The sequence below is a fragment of the Prochlorococcus marinus XMU1402 genome, assembly GCF_017696205.1.
GTDB lineage: Bacteria > Cyanobacteriota > Cyanobacteriia > PCC-6307 > Cyanobiaceae > Prochlorococcus_A > Prochlorococcus_A marinus_AC.
The window spans coordinates 237,506-256,879 of record NZ_JAAORD010000001.1; the positions used below are offsets into that span (position 1 = coordinate 237,506).

Below are 19,374 nucleotides of genomic sequence, written 5' to 3' on the forward strand. Positions count from 1 at the left end.
AATTATATTTTTGGAATCAAATATATTTTGATCATTGTTTAGATATTATTTTATCAGTTAATTAAAAGCTAAATGATTCAAATTCTCTTTATTTGTATAACTTATTTAAGATGTCTTTAGTAAGTAAGAATTTATAATGCAATCTGAGAGTAGAGAGCCATTATTAAAAACAAATTTTAAAGCAATACTTGTTTTACTTATTGCTATTGTTTTTATTGGATTAGTTTTATTGAGGAATCTCTTATTTGAATCAACTTTACTTCTAAAGAGTTTTGGCGAATTATCTGTTAACCCTGAAATAGCCTTTAAAAACAATAAGCCTACATTTCTTGAATTTTATGCTGAGTGGTGTGAAGTTTGTAAAGATATGGCTCCTAAAGTATCCACTTTGAAAGAGGAATACGAAAAAGATATTAATTTTGTCTTTTTAAATGTTGACAATCAAAAATGGGATAACTATATTCGAAAATTTAATGTAAATGGTATCCCTCAAGTTAATCTTTTTGATAGAAAGGGTAATTTAATCTCGACTTTTATTGGTAAACAAGAGGAAATAAAAATAAGAGAATCTTTAGCTGATCTAAAGGGAGAATCAAAATCTAATGAAGAAATAATTAATGATGAATTTTCAGCAATCAAACAAAATAAAAACAATGAGGTTTCTCCTCGAAGTCATGGATGATTTTTACCAATCTAGAGATTGCGATACAGTCGGAAAACTTTGTTTGAAAATAGATTTACAATTTTGAGCAATAGACTTGTGTTCCTCTTGGGTACCATGAGCTGATCTTAAATTAATATAATGAATCCACGATCGGCATGATCCTGACATATATATTCTCGTTGGAGTTGCTAATGGTAAAACAAATCTCGCGCACTCTTTAGCTACTCCCTCAGCAAGTAAATCTTCATATAATTCTGAAGCAGCTTTAAAATGCATAGCGATTTTAGTATTAAATCTTTTTTTTAACTCATCAGGGAGGTCAGAAATAGAATTCTGCCTATTTTTAAAATCTTGTCTTCTCAAATCTGGTAAAGGAATGTTACCCAATTGAGAACTATCTGCATATCTCTGTGAAAATTCTTGGAATGTAAATGATCTATGCCTTAAAATTTGAGCTGCTATTCCTCTATTGGTTTCTATTTGTAAAGTCATAAATGACTGCTCAAATACACTCCAATGTTCATTTTTAATACAATAACTCAATAATTTTGAATAATTTTCATTTTGCTGATTGTTTGGATTACTAACTCTTGCAATGTAAGCCATTGTTTTTTCTGCATCAGGAGTTAGCGAAATTAGTTCAACTTTGCTCATTTTAGATTTTTGCTAAAGTTACCTTCTCTGGTTGATTTTGATATTTACCTCTTCTATCTTCATATGTTGTAGAGCATGGATCACCTTCAAAAAAGAGTAGTTGGCAGATACCCTCATTGGCATAAATCCTGCAATCTGCGCCTGAACTATTACTAAACTCTAAAGTGAGGTGGCCTTCCCAACCTGCTTCTGCGGGGGTTGTATTAACGATAATCCCTAGTCGCGCATAAGTACTTTTGCCTATACAGATAACAGTTATATTTTCTGGTACTTTCATCTTTTCTAAAGCTACACCTAAACCATAGGAGTGAGCAGGAAGAATGAAGAATTCTCCATCATTATCATTGTGGAGAACGGTTTTTTCTAAATTATCAGGGTTAAACTTTTTGGGATTCATTACTGTCCCGGGAATATGCCTAAAAATTAGGAATTCTTTTGATGAAAGTCTTAAATCATAGCCATAGGATGAACACCCGTAACTTAAAACGGGCTTTTGTTGATTATCAGGCTCAAGATGCCGCACTAAATTTGATTGAAAGGGGTTTATCATCCCTTCAGAAGCTTTTTGATTTATCCAGAGATCATTTTTAAGCATAGTTTTATGAGCGAAGTTCAGTAATTTGGTTAGCCATAAGTAATAAATCTTTAGGAATACCTGTACCTGTAAGGATTACATCTCCTGATATAAATCGGTTTTCAAGTGTTGAAATCAAATCATCCTTATCGATAATATTCATCTCGATTGCAAGAAAAATTTCATCAAGTATTATTTGATCTTGTTCACCAGAGATTAATTCTTTTTTGCAGAAATGCCATAATTCATAAATTGATTTATGTATATTTTCTTTCAATTTTTTATTATTTTCAATTTCTTCAGAATTATATTGATCAAAGGATTCTGATGATCTTACCCATGTTAGATTTCCACAAAGCTTGACTACATTATCAATCCCTTGTTTTTCACCTCCTTTCATGAATTGCACTAAAAGTACTTTTCTTCCTAGAGCAGCATTTCTTAAAGAGTCTCTAATGATAGAAGAATAGCTACCTCGATAAGAGGATTGATAGATCTGGATTTGACCATTTTGTGTTAATCTTTTTAAATTTTTTTTGTTAGGAGTATTTTTTTTTAAAACTTCAAGATAAGTTTTGGAAAAATTATTAGGCGAACTACTTACCATTATTTTTGGATTTCTTGTCTATATAAAGTATAATTTGAATCTTATTACACTGCATATAGTGTAATTTTACTTAAAAAAGCGTTGGCAAACTTGAGACTAATCCAGAAAGTCTTATTTAGAAATTAATAAGAATTAAAAAATGTTACTGTTGATACAAGAAATTTTATGACGTCTTCTTAAATTTTTTAATAGTCAAGATATTTATGATACCTTCTTCTCGAGGATTCAGCAGTTTTAACTCACAACTGTCAGGCCAAAGTAAAATAAATACTATTGGAGAACGTTTTCCAATCAATAGAACTTTAATGGAAGTGATTAAAGGTCTAGACGGCGCAAGTACTGAAATGGTTGAGAGATCGAAAACGATATTTTTCCCAGGGGATCCTGCGGAGAGGGTTTATTTAATAAGAAGAGGAGCAGTAAGGTTATCTAGAGTTTACGAGTCAGGTGAAGAGATTACTGTTGCTCTCTTAAGAGAGAATAGTCTTTTTGGTGTTTTATCTCTGTTAACAGGTCATAGATCTGATCGTTTTTATCATTCTATTGCTTTTACAAGAGTTGAAATGATAACAGCACCTGCAAATTCTGTTTTAAGAGCAATAGAGGAAGACGCATCAGTAGGACTTTTATTGTTGCAGGGTCTTTCAAGTAGGATCCTGCAAACAGAAACAATGATAGAAACTCTGACTCATAGAGATATGTCTTCGCGTTTAGTTAGCTTTTTAATGGTTCTTTGTAGAGACTTTGGAGTTGCTAGTGAAAAAGGTATAACAATAGATTTAAGGCTTTCTCATCAAGCTATCGCTGAGGCTATTGGGTCAACAAGAGTAACGATTACACGATTATTAGGAGATTTAAAGGATTCGGGCCTACTGACTATCGAGAGAAAAAAAATTACAGTATTTGATCCAATAGCTCTTGCAAAAAGATTTAATTGATTCATCATTGATTATGATGTAGCAAACATGTGACTTAATTTGGCTTGGGTTTTAATTGTTTTTTTAATATTACTAGGAGGAATAATTGCCCCATTTGGGGATTTGCTCGGTACAAAAATTGGTAAGTCAAGATTTAGTATATTAAAGTTAAGACCAAAGAAAACAGCAACAATTGTTACGATAATTACTGGGGGGTTTATTAGTTCGATATCAATTGGATTATTACTTTTGGTTAGTGAAGAATTTAGGCAAAGGCTTTTTGTTGATATTCCTTTTTTGCAAAGAACTTTAGATGAAAGTAAAAAGGCTCTTATACCTTTGCAGGAAGAAAGAAAAAAACTTGAAGATAAAATTCTACAGAAAGAAAAGGAATTAAATCTATTAAAAAATAATATTAGTGATTTTAGAAGAGGAAATATTGTTATAAAAAGAGGCCAAACTTTATTTATTGCTGAGATTAATTCTGGATCTAATATAAAATCAGACTTAGTAAATATCTACAGTAAAGCCGATAACTTTGTCCGGAAAATTGTTATGCCAAGTAATAAAGATGCAAAAAATATTCTTTTATGGAGACCTAGTGATATTAGAAAAATTGAAAGTATAACGGCAAGAGGTGGTGATTGGATTTTATTAATTAAATCGTCAACAAATGTCCTAAGAGGGGATAATTATGTTTTTGTATCACCTGATTTATTAGAAAATAGATTTATAGTAAGAAAGGGAGATGTCATTAAAAGCTCTATTTTTGGGAAAAGTGATCTAAATCGAAAATCTATAAACTTAAAAATCCAATCATTATTAAAAGAAACAAGAGAAGAAATTAAGTTAAAAGGATCACAAGCTAATGAAATTCAAACTAGCGGGAATTTTGTAAAAAAAATCAGAGACTTTCTTAAAGATAATCAAAATATCAAATTTAAGTTAGAAGTAGTCTCTTTAAGAGATAGTAAAACTGCTGAACCTATAGTTGTAGAAATAAATATCCTAAATATAGAATCTTAAATGTCTAGAGTAATAACTATTGATCCTGGGAAAAGTAAATGTGGCTTAGTTTTAGCTGAAATAAGTAAAAAAAAAGTTTATAAAGCTATCATTCTTAAGAGTGAATTTATTGAAGATTATGTCAAAAATCTAAATGACGTTGAGGACATATCAAAAATTATTATTGGTAACGGTACAACTAGTAGAGAAATTGTTCAAAAACTAGGTTTTTTAAAAAAGGAAATAATAACTTTTGAAGAAAAAAATACTACTTATAGAGCTAAAGCAAGATATTTCGAACTTTTCCCAATTAGCGGTTGGAAGGCTTTAATACCTAGGGAAATTTTTATTCTTAATAAAAATCTTGATGCTATATCAGCTCTTATTATTTTAGAGGATTATTGCAAAATAAAGTTTACTTTAAATCAAAATATAGAATTTAAAACTTGGCTGAAATAGTGAACTTATATTCATTACCCGCTTCTAGTTCATAATCTTTTTTTATTAGAAATCTTAATAAGGAATCCTCAATTAATGCCCTTCCTAAAGGAGGATTCACTAAAAGTAAACCTTTATTAAAAGACCATGTAAATATCCATTTAAATTGACTGGCATGCACAACACCCTTAATTTGCTTTTTTGAAAAGCAATATTCTTTGACACTTACATAGGCAATTGTTTCTGGTTTGGCCCGCATTTGTTAAATTTGGTTTTTATCAAAAGAATTCAATTCATTAATTATATATTCTTCTTTTTTCGTATTTAATTGCTCTAGGGATTCAATGACCTTTTTATATACTTTATCTAGGATTGTTTTTTCGTCTGAAGTAATATTTCCCAGTACATGAGAAATAGTATTATAGTTTTTCGTTTCATCAATTGATGCAGGGGGACCAATACCAATTCTAATTCTGTTAAAGTTTTGAGTTCGCAATTTTTCAATAATGCTTTTGAGCCCATTATGACCACCTGAGCTTCCCTTCTTTCTAAATCTTATTTTTCCAAGGGGAAGGTCTTTATCGTCTACTATGACAAAAATCTGATCTAAATTAATTTTGTACCAGTCAACTATTGCTCGTACAGCATCACCACTATTATTCATAAACGTATTTGGTAAAAATAATCTGTAAGTTGAATCATTAATTTTAAATTCTGAGCAAGAACTCCTGAGTTTATCCTTTAATGAGAAATTAGAATTATATTTTTTTGATAGATTTTCAAGAATCAAAAAACCAATGTTATGTCTACTATTAGAATATTTTTTACCAGGGTTTCCTAAACCTATTAAATATATTTCATTCATGATTTATTTCTTAATCTCTTTCCATTAAAGAATTATAAGAACTCAAACAAACTATACCTAAGTAAATAAAAACTTAAATCCCCAAAGAATTGAATAGTCAAATTAATTTAATTAAAAAACTTTTGACGGTTATTCAGAAACTCAGTTTCCGTTCCAATCCACTGAGAAACCTTGTAATAGTAAAGATTGATTGTAAATTTGTAGGAGAATTACTAAAAAAACAAGAAGTAATAGGCCAATGACTGTCATAACTGGAACAGCTCCCCAACCAGGAACAACTTTTCCTTGACCAGAATTGCCAATTGCTTTTAAAAGGCTTCCTAAAGCAGTTTTTTGACCCATGATGAATTCACTAAATCGAGTATTATTTCGCTATTGTATAAGAACTAATACATAATTTGTTTACAAACTTAGCAAAATTGATGCAAACTTTATCATCAGCTCCAGATCCTGCAGTTTCCATAGCAGTTACAATACTGGCATTACTTTTAGCTCTAACAGGCTTTGGTCTTTGGACTGCTTTCGGACCTAAGGCAGCAAAACTAACAGATCCTTGGGATGATCATGACGATTGAGTTAGTGTTCCTTAAATTTACTATTTCTTAAATAATTTTCCAAAAAAAGTATTTCAAAATTTACCAAAAATACAAAAAGTAAACCTTTTATCATAATTTAAATATAAATTTAATAGGATATAAATCTGATAGTCCCTTACTTCCATGCTTGCTCTTAAAATTTCTGTTTACACAATTGTTTTTTTCTTTGTAGGAATTTTCCTTTTTGGGTTTTTAGCAAGTGATCCAACAAGAACACCGAATAGAAAAGATCTAGAAAGTCCTCAGGATTAATTTTTTTATTAAATTTACATTGATTCCAAGAATTGTAAAAAAGTTAATATTCACTTCTTTTTTGTTTATAGATTTTATAGAGCCATCAAAATCTACTGACCTACAGAACCTTGATATTGGTCCTTACTCATTAAATCTGTCAAATTCATCAAACATTAAGAATTTTTCTGACTATACAAATTTATCTATTAAAAATTTTCGTAAAAATTCTAATGATAAAAATGTATTAGATAAACATTCTGAACTATTAATAGCTGATAATACCGAAAAGCAAAGGGAGATAGTAATCCAATCTGAGCAACAATCTGAAATTAACGGTGTTGTTTTTGCAACAGGCAATGTATTAGTAGAATATCTAGGGAAATTTCTTAAAGCTGATAATTTAATTTACGATAAGACGATTAAGAAAATAAGTGCTAAGGGCAACATCACATTGGTAATAGGCGATCAGATTTTTAAATCTTCGAAATTAGAGTATAGCTTTATTGAAGAAAGAGGGTATTTATTAGATGTTAAAGGATCTGTTGATACAAATATTTTAATAGAAGACTTATCCTCAAACTTTAGTTCATTAGATTCTAATAGAATAGAAAGTCTACTTGAATTAAAAAAAAAGGAAGTAATAAATACTCCTGGAAAGGTTGATAAATGGCTTTTTTTTGCAGATAAAATAACAATAGATGGTGAAAAATGGAAAAGTAAGAAGGCTGTATTTAGTAATGATTTACTCGAATCTAAACAAATTAAAATAGTAATTAATTCTTTAGAGGTTGTTCCTGAAAAAGAGAAATTAAGATTTAAGTCATCAATAAATTCTTTAATATTAGATGAAAAGGTATCAATTCCATTTTGGGTGGGTGATAGAACTTTAAGTAGGGCTGGAGGACTTACCAACTTCAACAACAGATGGAGTATAGGTTATGAGAATTTAGATAAAGATGGGTATTTTATTGGCAGAAAATTTAATCCCGTTGATATATCTGATAATTTTACTCTTGATTTAGAGCCTCAATTCTTAATTCAACGCTCACTAAAAGGATATACAAAAAGTTTTGTAAAGAAAGACGAATCAATAACTTCAGAGAGGGTTAAGAGAAATGTAAGTTTTCAAGATTATATTGCTTTAAAATCTCAGATAAAAGGCAGAATAAATAGCTGGGATTTAAAAATAGATAAAAATTTAAATTCTTTTGATTTTGATAAATTTCCAAATGCATTTAGATTTAAAACTAAATTGAGTAAAGAAATTAATTTTTTAAATTCAAAATGGGATAAAAGTTTTTATGGAATCTATAGGGAGAGGATCTGGAATGGTTCATTGGGTGAAGCCGAAATTTACTCAGGTTATGGTTCTAAATTACAAAAACAAAAAACTTGGGTTGTTAATGGCATTAAAAAAACAGAAAATCTTTCTTTTGGTTTGGCTGATATAACAGCAGAGGCTTTGAATACAAAAAATCTGGTAACTAACCTAAAAGGTAACGTATTTTATGCTTTAGATCAGAAATTTCCTATAAGTATTAAAGAGCCTAAAAATAAATTTGTTGATATTTCATATAAGTACATTCCTAAACCAATTACTAAAGGATTAATGCTTAATACAAGATTAGAAGCATCTTATTCCCTTTACGAAGATGGAGAACATCAAGAATATTTAGGTTTAGGTATGGGGCCAGAATTAACATTGGGTAATTTGAAAAATAAAACCTTTGACTATACTCGCTTAAGTCTTTTCCCTTTCTATCGATTGAATAGTGGAGATAGTGCTTTTAAATTTGATCAAAATAATGATAATTTCACTCTTAATATCGCTTTTGATCAGCAATTATTTGGACCAGTTATTCTTAAAACCACTGGAACCTTAAATTTAACAAATGATTCAGATAATTACGGTGAATTTATAAATTCTAAAATCTCATTAAATTGGAAAAAAAGATCCTATGAATTGGGTATTTTCTATCAACCTCATAATCAAGCAGGAGGCATTTCTTTTAACCTCTTTGGTTTTAGATAGTCATAACAAATGGGTATTAAATTTTAAATAAGGTAAATCATTAAATTTATTTTTAATGAGATTTTCATTCTCTAGAAGTGCTGAAGTTGCATCCCATTCGCCTGATAAAAACATTTTTCTTGAGCTTTCTTTAATTTCAAGATTAAAATGTAAATCCTTTGATTTTGCTAGGGAATTTTTCAGGTCAATTTCTAAGAATAAAAATTTATTATCATTATATTTTTGAATTTCTTGTATTGATTTTTTAGGAAGCGTAAAACATGGGATTCCAATTGCAATACAGTTATTATAAAAAATATCGGCGAAACTCTCTCCTATGATTGATTTTATGCCCCATCTCATAAGCGCTTGGGGGGCATGTTCTCTGCTAGAACCACATCCAAAGTTGCTATTAACAATTAGTATTGTGGCATTTTTATTTTCTTCTAGATCGAAAGGATGCCTTCCATTTAAAGTTGCTCTATCGTCCTTGAAAACAGATTCACCCAATGAATCAAAGTTTACACACTTCAAGAAACGCGCAGGAATTATTCGATCTGTATCAATGTCGTTACCGATCAAGGATATACATTTACCTTTTATTTGGGTGATTTTTCCAATTGGTGGGGTAAACTCCGATTTCATTATTTAATAAATTCCCTGACGTCACTGACTTTGCCATTAATTGCAGCAGCAGCAACCATTGCTGGACTCATGAGTAGTGTTCTCCCGCTAGGAGAGCCTTGTCTTCCTTTGAAATTTCTATTACTAGAACTAGCACTAATTTGATTACCTATTAGCTTATCTGAATTCATTGCTAAACACATTGAGCAGCCTGGTTCTCTCCATTGAAATCCAGAATCCTTAAATATCTGATCAAGACCTTCTTGTTTCGCTTTATTGGCTACTTTTTCTGAACCAGGAACTACAAATGCTTTCACATTCTTAGATACTTTTTTGTCTTTTAATACCTTAGCTGCAACTCTTAAGTCACTAATTCGCCCATTTGTGCAACTGCCTATGAAACAAACCTCTACCGGAATATCTTTTATTGATTGTCCTGGCTTCAAACTCATATATTCATAAGCCTCTTCAGCAACTAATTTGTCATTTTGGGATAATTCATCTAAACAAGGGATTTGTTGATTAATTCCTATACTTTGGCCTGGAGTAATCCCCCAGGTAACGGTTGGTTCTATTTCAGAGGCATCTATTTTAATTACATCATCATAAATTGAATCTTCATCGCTTTTTAATGATTTCCACCATGTGAGAGCTTTTTCCCAATTCTCATTTTTTGGTGCGCATAATTTATTTTTCATGTAACTAAAGGTCTTTTCATCGGGGTTTATGTAGCCGCATCTTGCTCCTCCTTCAATAGACATATTGCATATAGTCATTCTTTCTTCCATTGATAATACATTAATTGCAGGCCCTGCGAACTCATATGCAAAACCCACTCCAGCCTTTACACCGAGTTTATTAATAATATGAAGTACTAAATCCTTAGCATAAACCCCACTAGTTAATTGATTTTCACACCAAATTTGTCTTACCTTTAATTTATTCATGGCTATGGTTTGGGTTGCAAGAACGTCTCTCACTTGGCTTGTACCTATCCCAAAAGCAATTGACCCAAAAGCTCCATGAGTTGAAGTATGTGAATCTCCACAAGCGATTGTCATACCAGGTTGAGTTAGCCCTAATTCTGGAGCCACTACATGTACTATTCCTTGATTGCCACTACCAATATTAAAAAATTTTATTTTATGTTGTAAGCAGTTTTTTTCAAGTGTTTCAATCATTTGCTCTGCAAGATTATCTTTGAAAGGTCTGCTTTGATTATCTGTTGGCACAATGTGATCAACCGTAGCAACAGTTCTGCTAGGAAATTTTACTCTTAAATTTTTGTCTTTTAAAGCGCCAAATGCTTGAGGACTTGTCACTTCATGGATTAAGTGAAGACCAATAAAAATTTGATCTGAGCCACCAGGAAGACTGGAAACTTTGTGTAAATCCCAAACTTTATCAAATAAGGTATCTTTACTCAATTTGTAAAAAAAGCTATTTACTATTTGATAATAGGATTAATCTGAGGCTGTTCAAACACACATTTACACTTAGTGTTTGAATTTCAATTCTGTTTCGGGTTGAGTTAAATATTTTTTTTATATTAGTTATATGATTATTCGGTCCTGAAATTGAGATATAGACAAGTCCAACTGGTTTATCTGGACTGCCTCCATTAGGACCTGCTATTCCACTAATTGCTATTGCCCAATCTGCTCCTAATTTCTCTTTTACATTAATTGCCATGGCCTCACAAACTTCTTCAGAAACAGCTCCATATTTTGTAAGCTTTTCTTCAGAAATATTTAATAATGAATTTTTTAGCTCATTACTATAGGAAACAATACTACCTTGAAAAACTTGAGATGAACCTGATATTGATGTTAGAGATGAAGATAGAAGACCTCCTGTACAGGATTCAGCAAAAACAATAGTTTGGTTCCTCTTAGTTAACTCTTTTATTAAGACGCTTGGCAAAGTATCATTATTCTCGCCAAAAATAAACTTTGAAAAATCTTTTTTTAATTTTTCTTTTACAGGTTTGATTATATTTTTTGCTTCTGGAACATTCTTTGCACGCGCGGTGATTCTGATTTTAACTTCTCCCAAGTTTGCATATGGAGCAACAGTTGGGTTTTTAAGATTTAATAGATCATTAATTTTTTCTGCAACGCTAGATTCTCCAATTCCTGCAAATTTAAGAGTATTTGAAAAAAAGGAATAACTATCTGAGAATTTGGTTTTAATGAAATCATACGCAGTCTCTTCCCACATAGTTTTCATTTCACTAGGTACTCCTGGGAAAGTAAGAATAGTAAATCCTTTTATTGGTTCCCATATCATTCCTGGGGCAGTGCCCCTAGGATTATTAATTATTTGAGCATTTTTTGGGAAGAAACATTGTTTCCTTAAGCTAGAGGAATCGTCTTTGAGCTTTGAGTTTGGAAGTTTTTGTTTAATTTCATCCCATAAGTTCGGCCTTTCAAAAAGAGATACATTAAAAGATTTAGCTATTGCTTCAGTAGTTAGGTCATCTGGGGTAGGTCCCAACCCTCCCGTTGTAATTAGAAGATTACTTCTTTCCGATATTTCTTGAATTACTTTTATAATTCGATCACAATTATCACCAACAGTTGATTGCCTAAAGTGATTTAAGCCTAATAGAGACAACTGTTCAGAAATCCATCGAGCATTTGTGTTTATGATATTTCCTAAAAGTAGCTCTGTTCCAATAGAAAGAATTTCAACTCCCTTGGAATTAGGACTCATTTAATTGACGCTTCAACTTTGCCTTCATAAAGAGGAAAACGATTACATAAGTTTAATACTCTTTCTTTACATTGACTTTCAATCAGTGAATCGTTTGGGTTAAGTAATCTATCAGCGATAATTTCGCCAACTTCAGCAAAAGCATTTTCATTAAAGCCTCTTGTAGTTAAAGCAGCAGTACCCAACCTTAGCCCGCTGGTTACAAAAGGTGATTCTGGGTCAAATGGAACAGTGTTTTTATTTGCAGTGATATTCACTTCGCTTACAAGCAAGTCAGCAATTTTACCAGTCATATTGATACTTCTTAAATCGAGTAAAACAATATGATTATCAGTGCCTCCACTTACGATATCAATACCTCTATTTATTAAAGTTGCAGCTAGAACTTTGGCATTTTTTATTACTTGTTGGGAATAATTAACAAAATCTGGCTGTAAGGCTTCTCCAAATGCAACTGCTTTAGCAGCAATAATGTGTTCTAGGGGTCCCCCTTGAGTCCCTGGGAAAACAGATTTATCAAATTTCTTTCCAAATTCTGCATCTTTACACAAGATGAGTCCTCCTCTAGGTCCTCTTAATGTTTTATGAGTAGTTGTAGTTACTACATCACAATAAGGAATTGGATTTGGATGAAGTTTACTTGCTACAAGACCTGCGATGTGTGCAATATCAGCCATTAAGAATGCACCAACTTCATCTGCAATTTTTCTAAATGATTCAAAATCGATTGTTCTTGGATAAGCTGAATATCCGCATATGATCAATTTTGGTTTTGTTTCAAGCGCTATCTCTCTTATTTCATCAAAATTTAATTCACTAGTTTCTTTGTTTACACCATAGTGAACTGCATTAAACCACTTACCACTCATATTTACTGGAGATCCATGAGTTAGGTGTCCACCATGAGATAAATCCATCCCCATGATTGTCTCGCCAGGTTTAAGTAAACTTAGGAAAACAGCAGCATTTGCCTGTGCTCCACTATGGGGTTGCACATTAGCCCAATTTGCATTAAATAATTTTTTCGCTCTTTGAATAGCTAATTCTTCGATTTCATCAACAAATTCACATCCTCCGTAATATCTTTTTTGAGGTAATCCCTCTGCGTATTTATTTGTAAGGACTGATCCTTGAGCCTGCATGACGGCAATTGATGCGAAATTTTCGCTTGCGATTAACTCAAGATGAGTTTCCTGTCTATTTTTTTCAGAGTTAATAAAATTGGATATTACTGGATCACTTTCATTAAGATTATGAAGGATATTCATTGAATTTGTTAACTAATAACCATAATATAAACGATATTTTTTAGAAAAATATAAAAAGAATATTTTATAATTTTAAACGCGCCTGGAGAGATTCGAACTCCCGACACCCTGATCCGTAGTCAGGTGCTCTAATCCACTGAGCTACAGGCGCATAATTATGTAATATCTCTGTTTCAGGGTCTCTTAGTCAACTAGATTTCAGGTAAAATATCTATTATTAACAATCTAACTATTAATATGCCTATAAAGTGGTACGGAAATGGTGATCTAGAAGATCCCATCTATAAACATTTTTCTCGAATAGTAAATTTTGTTATTCACTGCATGATATTTACTGCGATAGTAAGTGGTACTTGGCTTTTAAAAGAAATTAAATATGAAATCGCTTTTTTTAATAATTTTGCAATTTTCTGGTCAATTCTTTTAGCCTCCCATTTACTATTTGTAATTATAAAAAAACCTAAAAATACTTCAAAACAATCAACTTAATTAATTTTTAATTTATGGACTCTCAGACACGAATAAGTGATCTAGAAAATATTATTTCAGAAATGGTTTTTATAAAAATAGAAAAGTGGAATTTATATCTTGGAGATGCTGGCCTAGCTAGAAATCTTGCTATTGAATGTATCAGCAATAAAGATCAAGGCTCATTGGAGGCTGCGAAAATAAGTTTGAAAGCAATAAATGTAAAAGTAGGGGATGGTCTTAACAGTATTCCACTGATCAATTTAATAACTACCTCACAAATTCTAGAATTAGAGGAGATTTTGGAAAGTTTTTTTGAAAACTAAATCTTTTTTTTATAAACTTTAAATCTATTTACTTTCAGGCATTTTGTAAGAAAAAAATAGATTACAAAAAAAGTTAAAGATCCAAATATTAATAATAAAAATTCTCCGAGATTAGAATTTAAGTTTTTTGTAGTTTTAAGAATAGTAATACAAAGGGTGCTATCTATAAATGCCGCTAATGACATTAGGATAATTTTCCTTAATAAATCCAAGTTAGGCAAATGGATATTTTCATTTCTCAGATTAAAAGAAAGCAAAACACATACTATAAAGTTGACTATTACTGAAGATAAAATTATTCCTACAACTCCAAAATTGTATGGAGAAAGATTCCCAATATTATTAATTGGGGCACCAATTAAAAACCAATCAAAAAAAATATTTAATATTATCCCTGCAAATGATGATTTAAAAGGAAAGTTTGTTTTTTCTATTGAATAGTAAGTTCTTACTAATAAATCTCTATAAAGATAAAAAGGAATGCCAACTGCATAAGCAATTAATATATTCTTTACTTTTAAAGCCGCTGAATAATCAAAAGATCCTCTCTGAAAAACTAACTGCACTATTTGATTATTAAATGTTATGAAAAATGCGGTTAAAAAAATAGTTGTCAAGAAACAGTACTCTATTCCAGAGATCAATATTTTTTGGAGGCCGATAAAGTCTTTATCACTTCTAAATTTAGAGAATTTTGGAAGTAATGGCAAAATCAAAGAGTTAGATAATACACCTAATGGGGCTTGTATCAAGAAGTTTCCGTAAGCTAGTCCCGATGCTGCTCCTTGAAAACTTGAAGCGAAAAACATATCGATAAAAACATTGATTTGACTGAGACCTGATGAGATAGATGCTGGAATAATTAGTTTGAAAATCCTCCTTTCTTCATTAAATAATTGGAAGTTTGACTTTAATCTCAAGAGACCGATTTTATTTATTTCCGAAATTTGAACAACAAACTGAATCAAAGTTCCTGTCAAAGTTGCAAAAGCGAGTAATCCCGTATAAGTAAAGAAATGAGAATAGTCATTTTTTTGGTTGAAAATCCAACTTAATAAAATAAAAAAAATAGTAGTTAGGCTTGTTATCGCTGGACTTATACTTGATAAAAAGAATTTTCTTTGGGAATTTAAGGCGCCAAAGCTTAAACCTATGAATCCGGATAAAGGGATACAAGGTGTAAGTATTTTTAATTGGTAAGTGGCAATAGATTTAGCTTCGTAACTTAAATTGGGGGCTAATAATTCAATTAATAAACTGGAATTAAAGTATATTAATATAGCTAAACTAATTAATAATATTGAAAGTTTTATGCTTACTTGAGTTAAAACAATCCCTCCATTTTTTTTGTTAAGGGGAGTTAGAACTGCAACGACTGCGTTATGTAAGGGACCATTAATTCCTCCAATAATTATTAGCAAAAAACCAGGAATTATATAGGCATAATTAAATGCGTCGTATGTTACCCCAACTCCAAAAGCAGCAGCTATAAATATTTGTCTTACACATCCAGCTAATTTACTAAGACTAGTACCAAATGAAATTGAAAAAACATTATTTTTTAAAAATGAATGCATTTGGATTTGTCTAAATTTTTCAAGAAGTTCAAGTTTCAATTATATTTGATTTTTAACTAACGACATATTTATGAATGATCGGATAATCGAATTTGATCCATTAATTGAAGGAGTTTTAATCAAGAGGTATAAAAGGTTTCTTGCAGATATAAAATTAGAGAGTGGAGAGATAGTAACTGCTCATTGTGCCAACACAGGCCCAATGAAGGGACTTTTGAGTGAGGGAGCTAAGGTAAGAATAAGTGTTTCCACTTCTCCAGAAAGAAAATTACCTTTTACTTGGGAACAGATATGTGTACTAAATTCAAGAAATGATGAGGTCTGGGTAGGAATTAATACTCTATTTGCAAATAAGTTAATCAAAAAGGTTATTGAGAAAAATTTGCTTGATGAAATAATAGGAGAAATAGAGACAATTAAATCTGAAGTTCCTTATGGAAAAGATAAAAAAAGCAGAATTGACTTTTTTTTAACTCCAAAATCTTCAAATCCTGATAAACGTAACATTTACCTAGAGGTTAAAAACACGACCTGGATTAAAGAAAATGTAGCTCTATTCCCAGATACAGTAACGAAAAGAGGCCAAAAACACCTCATGGAATTAAAGGAATTAATGCCTGAAAGTAAAAGTATTTTGGTACTTTGTATTACGAGAAAAGACGCTTCTTTCTTTGCACCAGGAGATGATGCAGATCCCTTATATGGCAGCCTTTTTAGAGAATCTTCAAGTGCAGGAATGATAACTATTCCATGTTCCTTTGAATTTCATAAAGACCACGTATCATGGAAAGGAATTAAACCTTTGAAATAAATAAAAAATCTTCTTGTTTTGAAATTCAAAAATAATAAATTTTCAAATTTAACAAATAATTTTAATGGTGCAAGTATAAAAATGGTATAAACAACTACTAGACACTGATAAGTTTTTTGAATAAATTTAGATTTGAAAGGAAACAGCACAAACTGTTTTTTTGCAGATCTAATTTTTTTTTATGACCACTGCTTTGCAAACGCCTCAAAGGCGCTCTAGGTCCAAGTTACAAGATGCAAGTCTTGTTAACGGGCCTATGCTCCTTTTGAGGAGTATTCGAGGATTTAGTTCAAACCGCTCCATGTTGTGGCTTGCAACTGTTCCTTTAGCTTTGTTTGGTTTAGGTATTTTTAATCTTTCTGCTCATGCAGGCGATCTACCTGAGTTGAATGCAGCTTTTCTTGCCAATAACTTATGGCTATTTGTCGCTACTATTTTAGTGATATTCATGAACGCCGGCTTCGCTATGGTAGAGGCAGGTATGTGTCGTTCTAAGAACGCCGTCAACATTCTTGCTAAAAACCTTTTCGTATTTGCTCTAGCTGTTACCTCTTATTGGGTAATAGGCTACTCGCTAATGTACGGAGACAGTATTGCTGGTGGATGGCTATATTTTATGGGCCTATTTTTTGATCCAACAGTCACTGCCGAAACAGTTGCTGATGCTGGATTAGTCCCAACAGTTGATTTCTTGTTCCAGTCTGCATTCGCAGGAACTGCTGCTACTATCGTTTCCGGACTTGTAGCAGAAAGAGTTAAATTTGGAGAATTTGTTGTTTTTGCGATTGTATTAACTGCATTTATATATCCAATTGCTGGTAGCTGGAAATGGAATGGTGGTTGGCTAGATGCATTAGGTTTTGTTGACTTTGCTGGTTCTTCAATTGTTCACTCAGTTGGAGCATGGGCAGGTCTCGTAGGAGCTATGCTTCTTGGACCAAGAATTGGCAAATACTCTGATGGGAAACCACAGGCTATGCCTGGACACAATATGGCTATAGCCACTTTGGGTGCATTAGTTCTTTGGATAGGTTGGTATGGATTTAACCCCGGTTCTCAACTTGCTATGGACCAATGGGTTCCATATGTTGCTGTAACAACTACTTTGGCAGCAGCTGCTGGTGCTATCGGAGCAACTGTTGTTTCAACACTAACTTCTGGTAAGCCTGATCTTACAATGATTATTAATGGAATCCTTGCTGGTTTGGTTAGTATCACTGCTGGTTGTGGTGATATGACTCTTGCTGGAGCCTGGTTTGCAGGACTAGTTGGTGGAATTATCGTTGTATTTTCTGTTGCAGCACTTGATGCCGCTGAGATTGATGATCCTGTAGGTGCATTCTCTGTTCACGGAGTATGTGGTGTATGGGGTACTGTTGTAATCGGTCTTTGGGGTACTGCTGTGCAAGGCGACGGAGCAGGTATGGGATTGTTCAATGGTGGAGGTATTACCCTTCTTCTAGTTCAAGCCCTTGGTGCCGCAGCTTATGCTATTTGGACACTAGTTACTTGCTGGATTACTTGGTCTATAATTGGCGGATTATTCGGAGGAATCCGAGTATCTGAAGAGGAAGAGACTCAAGGCCTAGATATTGGAGAGCATGGAATGGAAGCATATCCAGACTTTGCATCTGCTAAATAATCTAACTGAAAATTTATTCAAGAAACCTGACTTATGTCAGGTTTCTTTTTTTATACAAAAAATTATTTAAAACGTTGTAATATAGAAAGATGGATACTCAAGCTTTTAGAAGATCTCTTCATCATTCTGATAGATACAATAGAAGGGGTTTCGATTCTCCAACAAAAAGAGCTCAAGCGTTAGAAGAAGCTTACCAAAGTGATTTGATAAGTTCTATTAGGGATAATGGTTTTACTTACACCAAAGGCAGATTAAATATTAAATTGGCCCAAGCATTTGGTTTCTGTTGGGGAGTTGAAAGAGCCGTAGCCATGGCTTACGAAACTAGAAGACACTATCCAAATGAGAATATTTGGATAACAAATGAAATTATTCATAATCCCTCTGTTAATGATCATTTAAGAAAAATGAATGTAAAATTCATTTCAGCTAAAAATGGAATTAAAGATTTTTCTTTAGTTTCTAATGGGGATGTTGTTATACTTCCTGCTTTCGGAGCTACTGTTCAAGAAATGAAACTTTTGCATGAGAAAGGTTGTCATATCATTGATACAACTTGTCCATGGGTTTCTAAGGTTTGGCATACAGTTGAAAAACATAAAAAACATATTTTCACATCTATTATTCATGGAAAATTTAAGCATGAAGAGACTCTCGCTACAAGTTCATTTGCAGGTAAATATTTAGTTGTACTTGATCTAGAAGAAGCAAATTACGTATCTGAATATATTCTGGGGAGAGGCAATAGAAATGAATTTATGAACAAATTTGCTAAAGCTTGTTCTAATGGATTTGATCCTGATAAAGATTTAGATAGAGTGGGAGTTGCAAATCAGACAACTATGCTTAAGAGCGAGACTGAGGAAATTGGAAAGGTTTTTGAAAAGACGATGTTAAAAAAATTTGGACCAGAAAACTTAAATAGTCACTTTTTAGCTTTTAATACTATTTGTGACGCGACTGAAGAGAGACAAGACGCAATGTTCTCTTTGGTTGATGAAGACCTTGATATTCTAGTAGTAATTGGAGGTTTCAATTCATCCAATACTACTCATTTACAAGAAATAGCAATTACTAAAAATATTTCTTCTTTTCACATTGATACGCCAGAGAGGATATCAGTCAAAGAAAACTCAATATTTCATAAACCACTAGGATCAGAATTAGAACTTAAAAATAATTTTCTACCTAGTGGAAATATTAATGTTGGAATTACCTCAGGTGCATCTACTCCCGATAAGGTTGTTGCAGATGTTATTGAAAAGTTAATTGATATTGCTTCCTGAATTTGTTATTCATTTATAGATTTGCTTAGTTTTTTTAATTTATTAATCAGATAATTCCAAAAGATCTACTTTATTAACTAGAATAATGAAAA

The 19,374-nt window shown here is 32.0% G+C and carries 23 protein-coding genes and 1 tRNA gene; 12 read left to right on the forward strand and 12 right to left on the reverse strand.

What is annotated here, in order from left to right; all coding sequences use genetic code 11:
• Positions 1-136 precede the first annotated feature (136 nt).
• Positions 137-682, forward strand: a complete 546-nt coding sequence (locus tag HA141_RS01270) for a thioredoxin domain-containing protein (RefSeq protein WP_209116366.1) — start codon at positions 137-139, stop codon at positions 680-682.
• Between the two features lie 3 nt (positions 683-685).
• Here the strand turns inward: HA141_RS01270 and thyX are convergent, their stop codons facing one another.
• Genes thyX through HA141_RS01285 form a run of 3 tightly spaced genes read right to left on the reverse strand, consistent with a single transcriptional unit; the run spans position 686 to position 2,499 of the window.
• Entirely contained in the window at positions 686-1,318 is a 633-nt protein-coding gene (gene thyX / locus HA141_RS01275) for an FAD-dependent thymidylate synthase (RefSeq protein WP_209116367.1), read from the reverse strand.
• Position 1,319: 1 nt separating this feature from the next.
• Positions 1,320-1,913, reverse strand: a complete 594-nt coding sequence (dcd, locus tag HA141_RS01280; protein ID WP_209116368.1) for a dCTP deaminase — start codon at positions 1,911-1,913, stop codon at positions 1,320-1,322.
• A gap of 4 nt (positions 1,914-1,917) precedes the next feature.
• Positions 1,918-2,499, reverse strand: coding sequence for a cob(I)yrinic acid a,c-diamide adenosyltransferase (locus tag HA141_RS01285; protein WP_209116369.1), 582 nt, complete (start codon positions 2,497-2,499; stop codon positions 1,918-1,920).
• Positions 2,500-2,702: 203 nt separating this feature from the next.
• Here HA141_RS01285 and ntcA point away from each other — a divergent pair, with 203 nt between their 5' ends.
• From ntcA to HA141_RS01300, 3 genes are read left to right on the forward strand one after another with little or no spacing between them, the layout of a single operon-like run.
• Positions 2,703-3,437 (forward strand): global nitrogen regulator NtcA, encoded by a 735-nt coding sequence (gene ntcA / locus HA141_RS01290; RefSeq protein ID WP_209116370.1) that lies wholly within the window; start codon positions 2,703-2,705, stop codon positions 3,435-3,437.
• A gap of 39 nt (positions 3,438-3,476) precedes the next feature.
• The gene (locus HA141_RS01295) at positions 3,477-4,442 is read left to right on the forward strand and encodes a DUF3084 domain-containing protein (protein WP_209116371.1); all 966 of its coding nucleotides are present in this window, start codon (positions 3,477-3,479) and stop codon (positions 4,440-4,442) included.
• Positions 4,443-4,880, forward strand: a complete 438-nt coding sequence (locus tag HA141_RS01300; RefSeq protein WP_209116372.1) for a hypothetical protein — start codon at positions 4,443-4,445, stop codon at positions 4,878-4,880.
• Here HA141_RS01300 and HA141_RS01305 read toward each other — a convergent pair.
• From HA141_RS01305 to psbH, 3 genes are all read right to left on the reverse strand, one after another.
• Positions 4,861-5,118, reverse strand: coding sequence for a DUF3146 family protein (locus HA141_RS01305; protein ID WP_209116373.1), 258 nt, complete (start codon positions 5,116-5,118; stop codon positions 4,861-4,863). The genes HA141_RS01300 and HA141_RS01305 overlap by 20 nt on opposite strands.
• Before the next feature lie 3 nt (positions 5,119-5,121).
• Positions 5,122-5,724 carry an aminoacyl-tRNA hydrolase gene (gene pth, locus HA141_RS01310; RefSeq protein ID WP_209116374.1) on the reverse strand — a complete coding sequence of 201 codons (603 nt, stop codon included), beginning with the start codon at positions 5,722-5,724 and terminating at the stop codon, positions 5,122-5,124.
• A gap of 141 nt (positions 5,725-5,865) precedes the next feature.
• The gene (gene psbH, locus HA141_RS01315) at positions 5,866-6,066 is read right to left on the reverse strand and encodes a photosystem II reaction center phosphoprotein PsbH (protein WP_002805661.1); all 201 of its coding nucleotides are present in this window, start codon (positions 6,064-6,066) and stop codon (positions 5,866-5,868) included.
• An 80-nt stretch (positions 6,067-6,146) separates the two neighbouring features.
• On the opposite strand from psbH, the gene psbN reads away from it, so the two are divergent.
• The 3 genes from psbN (at position 6,147) to HA141_RS01330 (ending at position 8,586) form a co-directional block, all read left to right on the forward strand.
• Complete coding sequence (gene psbN, locus HA141_RS01320) at positions 6,147-6,299, forward strand: photosystem II reaction center protein PsbN (RefSeq protein WP_011817745.1); 153 nt, start codon at positions 6,147-6,149, stop codon at positions 6,297-6,299.
• 144 nt (positions 6,300-6,443) lie between these two features.
• A complete protein-coding gene (locus tag HA141_RS01325; RefSeq protein WP_002805124.1) occupies positions 6,444-6,572 on the forward strand; it encodes a photosystem II reaction center protein I in 129 nt (42 codons plus the stop codon).
• 19 nt (positions 6,573-6,591) lie between these two features.
• Entirely contained in the window at positions 6,592-8,586 is a 1,995-nt protein-coding gene (locus HA141_RS01330) for a DUF3769 domain-containing protein (protein WP_209116375.1), read from the forward strand.
• On the opposite strand, the gene leuD is transcribed toward HA141_RS01330, so the two are convergent.
• From leuD to HA141_RS01355, 5 genes are all read right to left on the reverse strand, one after another.
• A complete protein-coding gene (gene leuD / locus HA141_RS01335; protein WP_209116376.1) occupies positions 8,587-9,210 on the reverse strand; it encodes a 3-isopropylmalate dehydratase small subunit in 624 nt (207 codons plus the stop codon). It abuts the gene before it with no gap.
• The gene (leuC, locus tag HA141_RS01340) at positions 9,210-10,616 is read right to left on the reverse strand and encodes a 3-isopropylmalate dehydratase large subunit (RefSeq protein ID WP_209116377.1); all 1,407 of its coding nucleotides are present in this window, start codon (positions 10,614-10,616) and stop codon (positions 9,210-9,212) included. The genes leuD and leuC overlap by 1 nt, the downstream gene beginning before the upstream one ends.
• 13 nt (positions 10,617-10,629) lie before the next feature.
• Entirely contained in the window at positions 10,630-11,904 is a 1,275-nt protein-coding gene (locus HA141_RS01345) for a competence/damage-inducible protein A (RefSeq protein WP_209116378.1), read from the reverse strand.
• On the reverse strand, positions 11,901-13,172 hold the full coding sequence (gene glyA / locus HA141_RS01350) for a serine hydroxymethyltransferase (protein WP_209116379.1): 1,272 nt from the start codon (positions 13,170-13,172) through the stop codon (positions 11,901-11,903). Before glyA ends, HA141_RS01345 begins: the two co-directional genes overlap by 4 nt.
• 77 nt (positions 13,173-13,249) lie before the next feature.
• Positions 13,250-13,323 (reverse strand) — tRNA-Arg (locus HA141_RS01355).
• 86 nt (positions 13,324-13,409) lie between these two features.
• Here HA141_RS01355 and HA141_RS01360 point away from each other — a divergent pair.
• On the forward strand, positions 13,410-13,661 hold the full coding sequence (locus HA141_RS01360) for a hypothetical protein (RefSeq protein ID WP_209116380.1): 252 nt from the start codon (positions 13,410-13,412) through the stop codon (positions 13,659-13,661).
• Positions 13,662-13,675: 14 nt separating this feature from the next.
• A complete protein-coding gene (locus HA141_RS01365) occupies positions 13,676-13,966 on the forward strand; it encodes a DUF3181 family protein (protein ID WP_209116381.1) in 291 nt (96 codons plus the stop codon).
• On the opposite strand, the gene murJ is transcribed toward HA141_RS01365, so the two are convergent.
• Positions 13,963-15,543 carry a murein biosynthesis integral membrane protein MurJ gene (murJ, locus tag HA141_RS01370; protein WP_209117881.1) on the reverse strand — a complete coding sequence of 527 codons (1,581 nt, stop codon included), beginning with the start codon at positions 15,541-15,543 and terminating at the stop codon, positions 13,963-13,965. The two genes, HA141_RS01365 and murJ, sit on opposite strands and share 4 nt — an antisense overlap.
• Positions 15,544-15,613: 70 nt before the next feature.
• Between murJ and sfsA the strand changes: the two genes are divergently transcribed.
• The 3 genes from sfsA (at position 15,614) to HA141_RS01385 (ending at position 19,282) form a co-directional block, all read left to right on the forward strand.
• Complete coding sequence (gene sfsA, locus HA141_RS01375; protein ID WP_209116382.1) at positions 15,614-16,354, forward strand: DNA/RNA nuclease SfsA; 741 nt, start codon at positions 15,614-15,616, stop codon at positions 16,352-16,354.
• A gap of 181 nt (positions 16,355-16,535) precedes the next feature.
• On the forward strand, positions 16,536-17,996 hold the full coding sequence (locus tag HA141_RS01380) for an ammonium transporter (RefSeq protein ID WP_209112352.1): 1,461 nt from the start codon (positions 16,536-16,538) through the stop codon (positions 17,994-17,996).
• Between the two features lie 89 nt (positions 17,997-18,085).
• The gene (locus HA141_RS01385; protein ID WP_209116383.1) at positions 18,086-19,282 is read left to right on the forward strand and encodes a 4-hydroxy-3-methylbut-2-enyl diphosphate reductase; all 1,197 of its coding nucleotides are present in this window, start codon (positions 18,086-18,088) and stop codon (positions 19,280-19,282) included.
• The last annotated feature ends 92 nt before the right edge of the window (positions 19,283-19,374 follow it).